Origin of the sequence: Streptomyces hyaluromycini (assembly GCF_002217755.1) — a bacterium.
Lineage (GTDB): Bacteria > Actinomycetota > Actinomycetes > Streptomycetales > Streptomycetaceae > Streptomyces > Streptomyces hyaluromycini.
Window position 1 is genome coordinate 1,437,961 of record NZ_BCFL01000016.1, and the last position, 14,211, is coordinate 1,452,171.

At 71.4% G+C, this 14,211-nt stretch carries 15 protein-coding genes and 1 tRNA gene; 4 read left to right on the forward strand and 12 right to left on the reverse strand.

Annotated elements, in window-relative coordinates; translation table 11 throughout:
* Positions 1-58: 58 nt before the first annotated feature.
* Together SSP29_RS06700 and SSP29_RS06705 are read left to right on the forward strand one after the other, a co-directional pair.
* On the forward strand, positions 59-1,327 hold the full coding sequence (locus tag SSP29_RS06700) for an amidohydrolase family protein (RefSeq protein ID WP_089099490.1): 1,269 nt from the start codon (positions 59-61) through the stop codon (positions 1,325-1,327).
* A gap of 198 nt (positions 1,328-1,525) precedes the next feature.
* On the forward strand, positions 1,526-2,182 hold the full coding sequence (locus SSP29_RS06705; RefSeq protein ID WP_089099491.1) for an SDR family oxidoreductase: 657 nt from the start codon (positions 1,526-1,528) through the stop codon (positions 2,180-2,182).
* A 10-nt stretch (positions 2,183-2,192) separates the two neighbouring features.
* Here the strand turns inward: SSP29_RS06705 and SSP29_RS06710 are convergent, their stop codons facing one another.
* Both SSP29_RS06710 and SSP29_RS06715 read right to left on the reverse strand, forming a co-directional pair.
* Positions 2,193-2,405: a hypothetical protein gene (locus SSP29_RS06710; RefSeq protein ID WP_089099492.1), complete on the reverse strand. Its 213-nt coding sequence runs from the start codon at positions 2,403-2,405 to the stop codon at positions 2,193-2,195.
* A gap of 207 nt (positions 2,406-2,612) precedes the next feature.
* A tRNA-Tyr gene (locus tag SSP29_RS06715) sits at positions 2,613-2,694 on the reverse strand.
* A gap of 227 nt (positions 2,695-2,921) precedes the next feature.
* Between SSP29_RS06715 and SSP29_RS06720 the strand changes: the two genes are divergently transcribed.
* A complete protein-coding gene (locus SSP29_RS06720; RefSeq protein ID WP_089099493.1) occupies positions 2,922-3,410 on the forward strand; it encodes a YajQ family cyclic di-GMP-binding protein in 489 nt (162 codons plus the stop codon).
* A gap of 89 nt (positions 3,411-3,499) precedes the next feature.
* Here the strand turns inward: SSP29_RS06720 and SSP29_RS06725 are convergent, their stop codons facing one another.
* Positions 3,500-3,766 carry a GlsB/YeaQ/YmgE family stress response membrane protein gene (locus tag SSP29_RS06725; RefSeq protein ID WP_089099838.1) on the reverse strand — a complete coding sequence of 89 codons (267 nt, stop codon included), beginning with the start codon at positions 3,764-3,766 and terminating at the stop codon, positions 3,500-3,502.
* Between the two features lie 181 nt (positions 3,767-3,947).
* On the opposite strand from SSP29_RS06725, the gene SSP29_RS06730 reads away from it, so the two are divergent.
* Positions 3,948-5,213 carry an APC family permease gene (locus tag SSP29_RS06730; protein WP_438363773.1) on the forward strand — a complete coding sequence of 422 codons (1,266 nt, stop codon included), beginning with the start codon at positions 3,948-3,950 and terminating at the stop codon, positions 5,211-5,213.
* Between the two features lie 73 nt (positions 5,214-5,286).
* Here the strand turns inward: SSP29_RS06730 and SSP29_RS06735 are convergent, their stop codons facing one another.
* The 9 genes from SSP29_RS06735 to SSP29_RS06775 all read right to left on the reverse strand — a co-directional run bounded on the left by SSP29_RS06735 (position 5,287) and on the right by SSP29_RS06775 (position 14,211).
* A complete protein-coding gene (locus SSP29_RS06735) occupies positions 5,287-5,853 on the reverse strand; it encodes an SMI1/KNR4 family protein (RefSeq protein WP_089099494.1) in 567 nt (188 codons plus the stop codon).
* Between the two features lie 135 nt (positions 5,854-5,988).
* A complete protein-coding gene (locus SSP29_RS06740) occupies positions 5,989-6,381 on the reverse strand; it encodes a YccF domain-containing protein (RefSeq protein ID WP_089099495.1) in 393 nt (130 codons plus the stop codon).
* Complete coding sequence (htpX, locus tag SSP29_RS06745; protein WP_089099496.1) at positions 6,378-7,241, reverse strand: zinc metalloprotease HtpX; 864 nt, start codon at positions 7,239-7,241, stop codon at positions 6,378-6,380. The genes SSP29_RS06740 and htpX overlap by 4 nt, the downstream gene beginning before the upstream one ends.
* A 206-nt stretch (positions 7,242-7,447) precedes the next feature.
* A complete protein-coding gene (locus tag SSP29_RS06750) occupies positions 7,448-8,971 on the reverse strand; it encodes an NADH-quinone oxidoreductase subunit N (RefSeq protein ID WP_089099497.1) in 1,524 nt (507 codons plus the stop codon).
* On the reverse strand, positions 8,968-10,542 hold the full coding sequence (locus SSP29_RS06755; protein WP_089099498.1) for an NADH-quinone oxidoreductase subunit M: 1,575 nt from the start codon (positions 10,540-10,542) through the stop codon (positions 8,968-8,970). Before SSP29_RS06755 ends, SSP29_RS06750 begins: the two co-directional genes overlap by 4 nt.
* Positions 10,543-10,548: 6 nt before the next feature.
* A complete protein-coding gene (locus SSP29_RS06760) occupies positions 10,549-12,543 on the reverse strand; it encodes an NADH-quinone oxidoreductase subunit 5 family protein (protein WP_089099499.1) in 1,995 nt (664 codons plus the stop codon).
* Positions 12,540-12,917 (reverse strand): NADH-quinone oxidoreductase subunit NuoK, encoded by a 378-nt coding sequence (nuoK, locus tag SSP29_RS06765; RefSeq protein ID WP_089099500.1) that lies wholly within the window; start codon positions 12,915-12,917, stop codon positions 12,540-12,542. Before nuoK ends, SSP29_RS06760 begins: the two co-directional genes overlap by 4 nt.
* On the reverse strand, positions 12,917-13,606 hold the full coding sequence (locus SSP29_RS06770; RefSeq protein ID WP_089099501.1) for an NADH-quinone oxidoreductase subunit J family protein: 690 nt from the start codon (positions 13,604-13,606) through the stop codon (positions 12,917-12,919). The genes nuoK and SSP29_RS06770 overlap by 1 nt, the downstream gene beginning before the upstream one ends.
* Entirely contained in the window at positions 13,603-14,211 is a 609-nt protein-coding gene (locus SSP29_RS06775; RefSeq protein WP_089099502.1) for a NuoI/complex I 23 kDa subunit family protein, read from the reverse strand. Before SSP29_RS06775 ends, SSP29_RS06770 begins: the two co-directional genes overlap by 4 nt.

Sequence of the window (14,211 nt, forward strand, 5' to 3'; positions counted from 1 at the left end):
CTCGACTCACTCTGCGTGATCTTGAGTCCCATGCCTGGACCGACCCTCATGGAGCGCGATGCCCGACAGCCAGCCGCAGCCGCCCTCGTCGTCGTCCGACCCGCAGGGTTCCTCGGGCCAGTCCGACCCGGCCGCGCTCCTGCTGTGCGGGGCGCGGCTCACCGACGGCCGGACCGTGGACGTACGGCTGGGCTGCGGACGCATCGAGGCGGTGGGTACGGCCGGCAGCCTGACACCGGGCCCGCCCCGCGCGGGCGGCACGCGTGTGGACCTGACCGGCTACCTGCTCCTCCCGGCCCCCGCCGAACCGCACGCCCACGGCGACACCGCGCTCTCCGCCGAACACGGCGGCCCCGTCTCCTACGAACCCGAGGACGTCCAGCGCCGCGCCACCGAGGCGGCCCTGCTCCAACTCGGGCACGGCGCGACGGCGGTGCGCGCGCACGTGCGCATGGGCGACGTCCAGGGGCTCGGCGCCCTTGCCGCCGTCCTCCAGGCGCGCCGTTCGCTGCGCGGACTCGCGGAGCTCACGGCGGTCGCCATGCCACGCGTGCTGACCGGGATCGCCGGCGCCGAGGGGCTCGCGATACTGCGGGACGCCGCGAAGATGGGCGCGTCCGTGGTGGGCGGCTGCCCGGACCTGGACCCCGATCCGACGGGCTATGCGGAAGCCGTCCTGGAGGTGGCCTCCGAACACGGCTGCCCTGTCGACCTGCACACGGACGCCGCCGATCCGGCCCGGCTGGCCAGGCTCGCGGCGATGGCCGGCGGAATGCGCCCCGGCGTGGTCCTCGGCCCGTGCGCCGGGCTCGCACGCCTGCCCGCCGAGGTGGCCGCGCGGGTCGCGGACCAGCTCGCCGCGGCCGGCATCACGGTGGTGTGCCTGCCACAGGGCGGCTGCGGCTCCGTCGACCGCCGCGGCACGGCCCCGGTACGGCTGTTGCGCGCGGCCGGGGTGCGGGTCGCCGCCGGCAGCGGCGCCCTGCGCGACCTGTCGAACCCCGTCGGCCGCGGCGACCCGCTGGAGGCGGCCTACCTCCTGGCCTCCCGCCACGGCCTGCGCCCCGAGGACGCCTACGACACCGTGAGCGCGGCCGCCCGCGCCGCCCTCGGCCTCCCCGAGGTCCGCGTGGAGGCCGGCTTCCCCGCCGAGCTCCTCGCCGTACGCGGCGACCACCTGGCCGGCGCGCTCTCCCTCGCCTACAGCCGGATCGTGGTGCACCGGGGGCGCGTGGTGGCACGCACGAGCGCAGTCCGCGAGTACTGCAACTCGGCGGTGGCGGCGGAGCTGGGCCTGCCGCGGCAGGGGCGGGGCGAGTTGTCCTGAGGGACGCGGGCGCGACGCGGGCGCATGGCGGAAGCGCGGGCGTCGGCGGGCAGGTGGGGCACGGGAGCGCGCGGCACGGAGCGAGGCGCCCCCGCAGGAAGCTCGAACCGGACGGGCGCGCTCGGTGGAACCACGCGTGCGTGTGGGGCGCATGAAGTCGTGCGGCGGATGCGGGGCTTCGGGCGTACGGTCTGAGACATGCGCATTGTCATCGCTGGTGGTCATGGTCAGATCGCGCTGCGGCTGGAGCGGCTGCTCTCCGCGCGCGGAGACGAGGTCGCTGGGATCATCCGGAGAGCCGAGCAGGGCGACGACCTGCGGGCGGCCGGTGCCGAACCGGTGCTGCTGGACCTGGAGTCGGCGTCGGTCGAGGAGGTCGCGACGCATCTGCAGGGAGCGGACGCGGCGGTGTTCGCGGCGGGCGCGGGCCCGGGCAGCGGTGCGGCCCGCAAGGAGACGGTCGACAAGGGCGCGGCGGTGCTGTTCGCGGACGCGGCCGTGCGCGCGGGCGTACGCCGTTTCGTGGTCGTCTCCGGAATGGGCGCGGACCCGGCGCACCAGGGTGACGAGGTCTTCGATGCGTACCTGCGGGCCAAGGGCGAGGCCGACGCGCATGTGACCCGGCAGAGTGCCCTGGACTGGACGATCCTGCGTCCCGGTGCGCTGACGGACACGCCGGGCACCGGTCTGGTACGTCTGGAGGCGCACACCGGCCGGGGTGCGGTCCCGCGCGACGACGTGGCCGCCGTACTCGCGGAGTTGGTGGACACCTCGGCGACGGCCGGCCTGACCCTGGAGCTGATCGGCGGGTCGACGCCGGTCACGGTGGCCGTGAAGTCGGTGGCCGGGAACTGAGTTCCCGTTCTCAGAACAACGGCAGTTGTCCGGGGAACTCGGGCACGACGTAACCGTCCAACACGGGCTGTACGGCATCGATCCGGGCCTGCTGCCGCGAGCCCGAGCACGAGACCAGTTCCCCGTTCTCACGCGCCCCGGGCGGGTCGTGCCGCGTGAAACGGCCCGCCACGACGGCGATTTCACGGCGGCACACCGGGCAGGTTCTACGTAGGGAGGACATGCGTTCAGTGTGCCCCGGAGCGTGGCCCACACGACGGTCCACCGGCCCGCGGCCGCAGCACCGCCGAAGCACCTACATGATCTTCATCACGCCTTCGCATGCCCCCGCGTCCACGCGGCCCGGTTCCCCGTGAAGGCGTACACACGGACACATGACGAAGGGCCCGTGACCTGCTCGACAGCAGGTCACGGGCCCTTCGTTCCCGTGTGGCGGCGCCAGGATTCGAACCTGGGAAGGCTGAGCCGGCAGATTTACAGTCTGCTCCCTTTGGCCGCTCGGGCACACCGCCGGGGTTTTGCCACCAGCTCGAACCGCTTTCTGGCGGTGCTCCCTGGCAACGACGTAAACAATACCCGATCCACAGGGGTGCTCCGCCACCCGATTGATCGCCGCCCGCGGGACGCGGGATGGCTAGGCTGGTGAGGATGCGGCCCGGTCCCCGCACCGGGCTCGGCGGCTGCCGCCGCGCGCCGGAACGCATCCCGTTACGCCCCCCGATACAAGGAGCCACAGGACATGGCCGACTCCAGTTTCGACATCGTCTCGAAGGTCGAGCGGCAGGAGGTCGACAACGCCCTCAACCAGGCCGCCAAGGAGGTCTCGCAGCGCTACGACTTCAAGGGTGTGGACGCCTCGATCGCCTGGTCCGGCGAGAAGATCCTGATGCAGGCGAACTCCGAGGAGCGGGTCAAGGCGATCCTCGACGTCTTCCAGTCGAAGCTGATCAAGCGTGGCATCTCGCTGAAGGCGCTGGACGCGGGTGAGCCGCAGCTCTCCGGCAAGGAGTACAAGATCTTCGCGTCGATCGAGGAGGGCATCTCCCAGGAGAACGCGAAGAAGGTCGCGAAGATCATCCGCGACGAGGGCCCCAAGGGTGTCAAGGCCCAGGTCCAGGGCGACGAACTGCGTGTCAGCTCCAAGAGCCGCGACGACCTCCAGGTCGTGATCGCGCTCCTGAAGGGCCAGGACTTCGACTTCGCGCTCCAGTTCGTGAACTACCGGTAGGCAGCGCCGTCGAAGCACGAGAAGGGCGGGTACCTCGTGGTGCCCGCCCTTCCCGTGCCCTCTCGTGCGCCGGCTCCGGCCGGGGGTGGTCAGTCGCGCGAGTTGCCGAACAGGATGCGATAGGCGATCAGCAGGACCAGCGAGCCGCCGATCGCGGCCGCCCAGGTCGCGCCGTCGTAGAAGTTCTTGGTGATCGGGTGGTCCAGCCAGCGGGCCGATATCCAGCCGCCGAGGAACGCACCCACGATGCCGATGAGGGTCGTGCCGATGAAGCCGCCCGGGTCGCGTCCCGGCAGCAGGACCTTGGCGATGGCGCCGGCCAACAGTCCCAGGATGATCCAGCTGATGATGCCCATGACCTGAACCTGCCCTTCCGCGCTGTGTTCGCACTGTTCCGGCCCTGTGACTTCGGTCTGGGCCGGCTGTGCCGGACGGGTTGCGCCGGACGGGCTGTCCGAGCCGTCCATATGTGTCCGTCGCGCGTGTGTTCGTGCCTTGTCGATGACGAGGACGCCTGGGCGACACTGCGCGGTTGCGGTGATCAGTAGGGTGCGGTTCGTGGTTTCCTCCTCTTCCGGTCTGCGGCGCACGCTGGGCGTGCGCGACGCCGTGGTCGTCGGACTCGGCTCGATGGTCGGGGCCGGCGTGTTCTCCGCCCTGGGTCCCGCGGCCCGCGCGGCCGGGTCCGGGCTGCTTCCCGGTCTGGCCGTCGCCGCCCTGGTCGCCTACTGCAACGCCCTGTCCTCGGCGCGCCTGGCCGCGCGGTACCCGCAGTCGGGCGGCACCTACGTGTACGGGCGGGAGCGGCTCGGCGCCTTCTGGGGGTATCTCGCTGGCTGGGCGTTCGTCGTCGGCAAGACGGCGTCCTGCGCCGCGATGGCGCTCACCGTGGGCGCGTACGTCTGGCCGGGGCAGGCGCACGCGGTGGCGGTCGCGGCCGTGGTGGCGCTGACCGCCGTGAACTACGGCGGCATCCAGAAGTCGGCCTGGCTGACGCGGGTGATCGTGGCCGTGGTGCTGGCGGTCCTCGCTTCCGTGGTGGTCGTGTGCCTGACGTCCGGGGCGGCGGACGCGGGGCGGCTGGACATCGGGCTGTCGTCGGGCGTGGGCGGGGTGCTTCAGGCGGCCGGCCTGCTGTTCTTCGCGTTCGCCGGGTACGCGCGGATCGCGACCCTCGGCGAGGAGGTGCGGGATCCGGCGCACACCATCCCGCGTGCGATCCCGCTGGCCCTGGGGATCACGCTGGTCGTGTACGCGTGGGTGGCGGTGGCCGCGCTCTCGGTGCTGGGCACGGACGGGCTCGGGCGGGCGGCCGCGCCGCTGGCCGACGCGGTGCGGGCGGCCGGGGCGCCGGGGCTGGTGCCCGTGGTGCGGGCGGGGGCCGCGGTGGCCGCGCTCGGCTCGCTGCTGGCCCTGATCCTGGGCGTGTCGCGGACGACGCTGGCCATGGCCCGCGACGGTCATCTGCCTCCGGCGCTGGCCGCCGTGCACCCGCGTTTCCAGGTCCCGCACCGCGCCGAACTGGCCGTCGGCGCGGTGGTCGCCGTGGTCGCGGCGACCGCGGACGTCCGGGGGGCCATCGGGTTCTCCTCCTTCGGTGTGCTGGCGTACTACGCGGTGGCCAACGCCTCGGCGTGGACGCTGGATCCGGCGCCGCGGGCGCGGCTGGTTCCGGTGGTGGGACTGCTGGGGTGCGTGATCCTCGCGTTCGCGCTGCCGGTGACGTCGGTGGCCACGGGGGCGGCCGTACTGGCGGTGGGTGCGGCGGCGTACGCCGTACGGCGGTGGACTGCGGCCCGGTAGCCACGGTGACCGCTACCGCTGCCGCGGCCTCCGGCGCAGGACGGTGGCGGCCGCGCTCGAAAGGTCCCGTCTCTCAGGAGGTCTGCTGCGGGGCCGTGCGTATCCGGAAGTCGGCCCAGGGCGCCAGGTCCGTGCCCTCGTCGGTCTCCTCGTACCAGCCCGTGCCCTCCAGCCATACGCACAGCCAGTCGGTGAGGCTGGGCGCGTCCACGAACCAGGCGCCGTCGGCGTCGTCGGCGTTCGGCTCGTAGAGCAGGACCGTGGCCTGCGGGGTCCGGCAGTCCACGCACGCGTACATACCGCAACCCCAGTGGGATATCGGCAGGATGCCCTCGGGCCAGGGCCAGTCCGGGTTCCTGCGGCCGTACTCACGGTTGCTGAGGTACTGGGCGACGGCGGCCGGTTCACCCGAGGGCGCTGCGTCGAGCAGGGGCAGCAGGCCGTACGACGGGCCGAAGCCGCCGTCGCCCACTCGCTCGTAGAGCGCGGCGAGGAGGGGCGGCAGAGGGAAGCCCAGGGCCTGACCGGCGCGGTCGAGCGTGGCGGCGTCGACGGGCGCGGGGAGCGAAGGCCAGCCCCACGGGCGGGAGTTGCGGGCCTGCTCGGTCACCCGTGTCAGCAACTGCTCGATCTCGGTCATGGCTTCATGATGCAGGCCGCCACTGACAACCGGGCCGGCCTGTGGACAACCTCCCGCCGACGCTCCGGCCTGTGGACAACTCCTCGGCCGGAGACGTCGGATGAGGTCGGTTTTCTTTGGGGGGACGAGGAGCGGTCAGCGGGTCGCGAACGGCTGGTCCGTGGGAACGATCTCGCGTCCGAGCGGGAGCAGGGAGACCGGGATCAGCTTGAAGTTGGCGATGCCGAACGGGATCCCGATGATCGTCAGGCACATGGCGATGCCGGTGACGATGTGGGCGAGGGCCAGCCACCAGCCCGCGAGGACCAGCCACAGGACATTGCCGATGCAGGACGGGGCACCCGCGTCGCGTCGCTCCACGGTCGTGTACCCGAAGGGCCACAGGGCGTACACGCCGATACGGAACGCCGCTATGCCAAATGGAATACCGATGATCGTGATGCAGAGGATCACGCCCGCGAGCAGGTAGCCGAGGAACAGCCAGAAGCCGCTCAGGACGAGCCAAATGATGTTCAGGATGGTCTTCACTGCGGGCGACCTGCCATCTTCTCTAGCCGGGCGATCCGTTCCGCCATGGGCGGGTGCGTCGAGAACATCTTGGACAGTCCCTGGCCCGGACGGAAGGGGTTCGCGATCATCATGTGGCTCGCGGTCTCGATCCGGGGCTCGGGGGGCAGCGGGAGTTGCTTGGTGCCGGCGTCCAGCTTGCGCAGGGCGCTGGCGAGGGCGAGCGGGTCCCCGGTGAGCTGGGCGCCGGAGGCGTCCGCCTCGTACTCCCGGGAGCGGCTGATGGCGAGCTGGATGAGGCTGGCGGCGAGCGGGCCCAGGATCATGATCAGCAGCAGGCCGAGGAAGCCGGGGCCGTCGTCGTCGTCCGAACGGCCGACCGGGATCAGCCACGCGAAGTTGACCAGGAACATGATCACCGAGGCGAGGGCGCCGGCGACCGACGAGATGAGGATGTCGCGGTTGTAGACGTGGCTGAGTTCGTGGCCGATGACACCGCGCAGTTCACGCTCGTCCAGGATGCGCAGGATGCCCTCCGTGCAGCACACGGCGGCGTTGCGCGGATTGCGGCCCGTGGCGAAGGCGTTCGGTGCCTCCGTCGGGGAGATGTACAGGCGGGGCATGGGCTGGCGGGCCTGGGTGGAGAGGTCGCGGACCATCCGGTACAGGGCCGGGGCCTCGAATTCGCTCACCGGGCGCGCGCGCATCGCGCGTAGCGCCAGTTTGTCGCTGTTCCAGTACGCGTACGCGTTCGTCCCGAGGGCGACGAGGACCGCGACGATCAGACCCGTTCGGCCGAAGAAGCTGCCGATGACGATGATGAGTGCCGACAGTCCCCCGAGGAGAACTGCGGTCCTGAGCCCGTTGTGCCGGCGGTGCACGGTACGCCCTCCAAGTCGTGCGGCAGGGGAACCCTTTGCCTGCGGTGCTGCCTTCCGATCTGCGATGCCACCGGTGTCGTGGTGTCACGTCCAGTGGACCCTTTCGCACTGGTCAACGCCAGGCGACGGCCACTAGTTCCCTTGTGCCCGCTGTGCGCCGGGTGAGCCGTCCGGGTGAGAGCCGCACCGGGCGCGCGTGGCGAACGTCAGAACAGGCCGGTGGCGGCGAAGCGGAGCACCAGCTGTGGTGCCCCGGAGAGGACGACGCCGAGGGTGCCGGTGAGGGCGAGCGCGGCCGTGAGGGGGGCCGGGAGACGGTGCCTGGCGGGCTCACCCTCGGGGGCGCGGAACAGCAGGGCCGTCCACTGGAGGTAGTAGTAGAGGGCGATCACGACGTTGACGGCCATGACGACGGCGAGCCAGCCGAGGCCGGCGTCGACGGCCGTCGAGAAGACGGTGACCTTCGCGAACAGGCCGATGATGCCGGGCGGGAGTCCGGCTAGGCACAGCAGGAAGAACGTGAGGAGCAGCGCGGTGAGCGGATTCCTGGCGTACAGGCCGCGGTAGTCGGAGATCCGGTTGAGCCGTGCGGTACGGGCGACAACGGCGGCCACCGCGAAGGCCCCGAGGTTCACGGCCGCGTACATGAGGGCGTAGGCGACGGTGGAGCCGACGGCCTTCTGGGCGTCCTCGGTGTATCCGGCGGCGGCGATCGGCACCAGCAGATAGCCGGCCTGGCCCACCGACGACCAGGCGAGCAGTCGTACCGCGCTGTACGCGCGCGTGGCCTGCTGGCGCAGGGCCGCCACGTTGCCGACGCTCATGGTGAGGGCGGCCAGGGCGGCGAGCGCGGGTCCCCAGACGTCGGCGTACGACGGGAAGGCGACGACAGTGACCAGGATCAGGCCCGAGAAGCCGACGGCCTTGCCGACGACCGACAGGTAGGCGGCGATCGGGAGCGGGGCGCCGACGTAGGTGTCGGGCACCCAGAAGTGGAACGGGACGGCGGCCGTCTTGAACGCGAAACCCACGAGGGTGAGGACGACACCCGTCTGGGCGAGCGTGTGCAGCTGTCCGTCGACGTGCTGGATCCGGTCGGCGACCTGGGTGAGGTAGAGGCTGCCGGTGGTGGCGTACACGAAGCTGACGCCCATGAGGCTGACGGCGGTCGCGGTCACCGAGGACAGGAAGAACTTCAGGGCCGCTTCGGAGGACCTCTTGTCGCCGTGCCGGATGCCGACGAGGGCGAAGGCGGGCAGGGAGGCGACCTCCAGGGCGACGATCAGGGTGGCGAGGTCGCGGGAGGCGGGCAGCAGGGCGGCGCCGGCGGCCGAGGAGAGCAGCAGGAACCAGAACTCGCCCTGGGGGTAGCGGCGGTTTCCGTCCTTCAGGGTGGTGACGGACAGCAGGGCCGTGAGCAGTGCGCCGCCGAGGACGAGGAACTGCACGACCAGGGTGAAGCGGTCGGCCGTGTAGCTGCACGCGCGTGTGGTGCCGGTCAGGCAGAAGGTGCTGCGGTCGTGGTCGAGGAGCGGGAGCAGCAGGAGGGCGGCCGCGGCGAGTCCGGCGACCGAGACCCAGCCGAGGAGCGGTTTCCTCGCCTCGGGTACGAACAGGTCGGCGACCAGGACGATCAGGCCGACGACCGCGGTGAGGGTGGGCGGGGCGATGGCGAGCCAGTCGACGGACTGGACGAGGTTCGCGGCCAGCGGCTGGGCCAGGGCGCTCATCGGGTGCCTCCTGCGAGGAGTTGCTGCACGGCCGGGTCGGTCAGACCGAGCAGGGCCTTCGGCCACAGTCCGGCGACGACGGTGAGGGCGACGAGCGGGGTCCAGGCCGCGAACTCGTAGGTGCGGACGTCGGCGAGTTCCGGCGTGTCCTGCGGTACGGCGCCCATGCAGACGCGGCGGACCACGGCCAGCATGTAGGCGGCCGTCAGCAGGGTGCCGAAGGCGGCGATCGCCATGAAGGTCAGGAAGGCCGGGCGGCTGAGGCCGGCGGCGGGCTTGAACGCGCCGAAGAGGGCCAGCATCTCGCCCCAGAACCCGGCCAGTCCGGGCAGGCCGAGCGAGGCGACGGCGGCGAACGCGAGCAGTCCGCCGAGCCGCGGTGCCTTGCCGTACAGCGCGGCTCCCGTCTCCTCGGCCAGGGTGTCCAGGTCGGTGGTGCCGGTGCGGTCCTTCAGGCCGCCGACCAGGAAGAACAGCAGGCCGGTGATGAGGCCGTGGGCGATGTTGGCGAACAGGGCGCCGTTGACGCCGGTCGGGGTCATGGTGGCGATGCCGAGCAGGACGAAGCCCATGTGGCCGACGGAGGAGTAGGCGATCAGCCGTTTGAGGTCGCCCTTCGCGCCCCGCTTGGCCAGGTTCAGGCAGGCCAGGGACCCGTAGATGATCCCGACGACCGCGAAGGCGGCGAGGTACGGCGCGAAGGTGCGGAATCCGTCCGGCGCGACCGGCAGCAGGATCCTGACGAACCCGTACGTGCCCATCTTGAGCATGACACCGGCGAGCAGGACCGAGCCAACGGTCGGCGCGGCGGTGTGGGCGTCCGGCAGCCAGCTGTGCAGGGGCCACATCGGGGTCTTGACCGCGAGCCCGATCCCGATCGCCAGAACGGCGATGACCTGCACGGATGTGGTCAGCGACCGGCCGTTGTCAGTGGCGAGTGCCACCATGTCGAACGTGCCCGCCTTGATTCCGATCAGGAGCAGGCCGAGCAGCATGACGACGGACCCGAGCAGGGTGAAGAGGATGAACTTCCAGGCGGCCCGGGTCCGCCCCGCGCCGCCCCAGCGGGCGATGAGGAAGTACATCGGGATGAGCACGGTCTCGAACGCGAGGAAGAACAGCAGCAGGTCGAGGACGGCGAAGCTCGCGAGGGTGCCGGACTCCAGGACGAGGATCAGTGCGACGAAGGCCTTCGGGGACGGGCCCGCGGGGGGGTTGAAGTACGAGTAGAGCGCGCAGAGGAAGGTCAGCAGCGCGGTCAGGACCACGAGGGGGAGGGAGATGCCGTCGATGCCGAGGTGGATGCGCACGTCGAGTGCGGGGATCCAGCTGATGTCGGTCGTGGCCTGCATCCTCGACGGATGGTCCTGGTCGAAGCCGAGCGCGAGGACGATCGCGGCGATGAGGATCGCGCCGGTCACGGTCACGCCGTGGCGGAGCACGGCCTGCTCGGGCGACTTCCCCTTCAGCCCGGGCGGGGCGGGCAGCAGGGCGGCGACGGCGCCGAGAAGCGGGCCGACGACGATCAATGCCAGAAGGAACTGCATCACGGACTCGCTGATATCGATCACGCCTGCTCACACTCCCGTGGCGACGAGGAGGACGGCGACCGCCAGGACGACGGTGCCGGCGAGCAGCGCGCTCACATAGGTCTGGACGTTGCCTGTCTGGGTTCGCCGTACGGCGGCGCCGAGCAGGCGGGGTAGAGCGCCCGCTCCACGCACGTAGGTGTCGACGACCTCGCGGTCGAGGAACTGGACGAGAGTGGCGGCGGCCAGTACCGGGCGGACGAACAGCGCGTCGTAGACGGCGTCCAGGTGGAAGCCTTCGGCCGCGTGCCGGTACAGCGGACCGAGCAGCAGTCGGCCGGGATCCGCCGGGTCGGGTGCGTAGGCCACGTCGCCGAACACGGGCTTGTGGGCGGCGATGACCTCGGCTTCGACCAGTCCGGCGTCGGCCTCCGAGTGGGCGGCGACGGCACCCAGCGGAGTGCGGGCGGCCAGTGCTCGGGTGCGCTGCCAGGCACCGTAGGTGACGAGTCCGCCGACGAGCGCGAGGCCGGTGCCGAGGACCGACGTGGTGAGGGTCGGGGTGAGGGTGCGGCCGTCGAACCAGTCGGGCAGCGACCGGTAGGCGAACCCGCCGAACGCAAGGGAGGGCACGGCCAGGACCCACAGGACCACGGTCATGGACCGCGGCTGCCTGCCGTGGTCAGGTGCCTCGGCCCCTCGGCCCCGGAAGGTGAGCAGCCACAGCCGGGTCGCGTACGCGGCGGTGAGCAGGGCGGTGGCCAGGCCCGCGACCAGGACGATCCAGCCGGCGCTGCCGGGGGCGTGCTCGGTGTGGCCGGTGGCGACGTGCTCGGCGGCGCCGAGGACGGACTCCTTCGAGAAGAAGCCGCTGAAGGGAGGGATCGCGGCGAGCGCGAGCAGGGCCACGGTCATCGTCCAGTAGGCGTCCGGGACACGGTCGCGCAGGCCGGAGGTACGGGACATGACGGCCAGCGAGTTGGTGCCGGCGGCGTGGATGATCACGCCGGCCGCGAGGAACAGCAGCGCCTTGAAGGCGCCGTGGGACAGGAGGTGGAAGACGGCGGCACCGCGGTCGCCGACGGCGAGGGCGCCGGTCATGTAGCCGAGCTGGCCGATCGTCGAGTAGGCGAGGACGCGTTTGATGTCGTCCTGGGCGAGCGCGGCGAGGGCCGAACCGACCATCGTGACGGCACCCATGACGGCGAGGACGACCATCACGGCCGCGCTGGCCTCGAAGACCGGCAGGAGACGGGCGACGAAGTAGACGCCGGCGGCGACCATCGTCGCGGCGTGGATCAGCGCGGAGACGGGGGTCGGGCCGGCCATGGCGTCGGGGAGCCAGGTGTGCAGCGGGAACTGCGCGGACTTGCCGGCCACACCGCACAGGAGCAGCAGGCCGATCAGGGTGGGATGGTGCAGCCCGCCGTTCGCGACGGTGGCGAGGACCGTGGTGATGCGGAACGACCCGGCGTCGGTGGCCAGCGCGAACAGGCCGATCAGGAACGGTACGTCGCCGAGTTTGGTGACCAGGAAGGCCTTGACGGAGGCGGCGCGCGCCTCGGGGGTCTCCCAGTAGTGCCCGACCAGGAAGTAGGAGCAGATGCCCATGACTTCCCAGCCGACCAGCAGCACGATCAGGTCGCCGGAGTAGACGACCAGCAGCATCGCGGAGGTGAACAGGGAGACGAGGGCCGCGTACGAGGGGTAGCGCGGGTCGTCACGCAGGTAGCCGGTCGAGTAGATCTGCACGCAGGTGGCGACGAACGCGACCAGGACGGCGACGAGGGCGGCGAAGCCGTCGATGTGCAGGGCGAGTTCGATCGGGACCGAGCCGGTCGAAGTGAGCTCGGTGTGGGCGTCCACGGCTTGGCCGCCGCCCTGGTCGGCGGCGACCGTGCAGGCGAGGGCCAGCGCGGCGAGCGCCGGCAGGACCGCGAGCGGGCGGACGAAACCAGGCGCGGTGCGCCCCAGGAGCAGACCGGCGGCGGCGCCGAGGAACGGCAGGAGGGGGACGAGGACGGCGAGGGTGGTCGTGGTCACGCGGTGGCCTCAGCCTTCTCGTCGGCCGCCTCGTCCGGGGGCGTGCCGTCCTCGTGGCCCTCGGCGGTGTCGCGGAGCCGGTCGATGTCGGAGGTGCCGCGGTTGCGGTAGACGGCGAGGACGATCGCCAGGCCGATGCCGATCTCTGCGGCGGCGATGGCGATGGTGAACAGGGTCAGGGCCTGGCCGGAGTGCAGGGTGTCCCGGGCGGTCTTGCTCAGCCAGACGTCGAAGGCGACGAGGTTGAGGTTGACGGCGTTGAGCATCAGCTCGACCGACATCAGGACCAGGATCGCGTTGCGGCGGGCGAGGACGCCGTACAGGCCGGTGCAGAAGAGGAGAGCGGAGAGAACGGCGGGATAGGCGAGGTGCATCAGCGGGCGCCTTCCTGCTCGGATTCCTGCTCGGTTTTCTTCTCGGTTTTCTTCTCGGCCCTTTGCACGATCGGGTGAATCCCGGAACCGGTGACGGATGGGGAACTCTGCGTGACGGCCCGGCCGTTCACAGGGGGCGGGGCCGACTCCGCCTTCGCCTTCCGGGACAGGACGATCGCGCCGACCAGGGCCGCGAGGAGGAGGACGGAGAGGGCCTCGAAGGGCAGGACCCAGTTCTGGAAGAGGCTCGCGCCGGTGACCTTCGTCGAGCCGGCGGCGGCGCCGTCCAGGTTGATCCAGGTGGTGCGGAAGGCGTCCACGACCACCCAGACCAGGGCGGCCGCGGCGGCGACGGCCACGACCAGCGCGACCCAGCGGTTTCCGGAGTCGGCGTCCGGGGAGCGGCCGATCGGGGCCTTGGTGAGCATCAGACCGAAGAGAAGGAGGACGACGACGGAACCCACATAGATGAGGACCTGCACCCAGGCGATGAACTCGGCGGTGAGCAGCAGGTATTCGACGGCGAGCCCGCCGAGGGCGACCACCAGCCACAGGGCGGCGTGCACCAGCTGGCGGGTGGTGACCGTGACAAGGGCGGCGCCGAAGGTGACCAGGCCGACGAGGAGGAAGGCGATCTCGACACCGGTCGGCGACAGGAAGCCGTGCGGTGCTTGGGCGAGAGGAGTCACCGCTCCCCCTCCCGCGGCTCGGCCGGGGCGGCGGCCGACTCGTCCTGCGCGGCCTGCGGGGTCTGCGCGGCCTGCGGGGTCTGCGCGGCCGCGAGCTTCTCGGCGGTCTTGCGTGCGGCGGCGATCTCCTTCGGTTCCTCCGCGCCGGGGTCGAGGGCGGGCGGGGCCGGGACCGTCCACATCCACTCGCGGAGCTTGTCGCGCTCGTGGGTGAGTTCGTGGATGTCGGTCTCGGCGTACTCGAACTCCGGGGACCAGAACAGCGCGTCGAAAGGACAGACCTCGATGCAGATACCGCAGTACATGCACAGGGAGAAGTCGATGGCGAAGCGGTCCAGGACGTTACGGCTGCGTTCGCGGCCGCCCGGGGCCGCCGCCGGGACGGTCTCCTTGTGGGAGTCGATGTAGATGCACCAATCGGGGCACTCACGGGCGCAGAGCATGCAGACCGTGCAGTTCTCCTCGAACAGCCCGATCACACCGCGGGTGCGGGGCGGGAGGTCGGGAAGGGCGTCCGGGTACTGCTCGGTGACCGACTTCCGGGTCATCGTGCGCAGGGTGACGGCCAGGCCCTTGGCGAGGCCACTGCCGGGAATGGGAGCCAC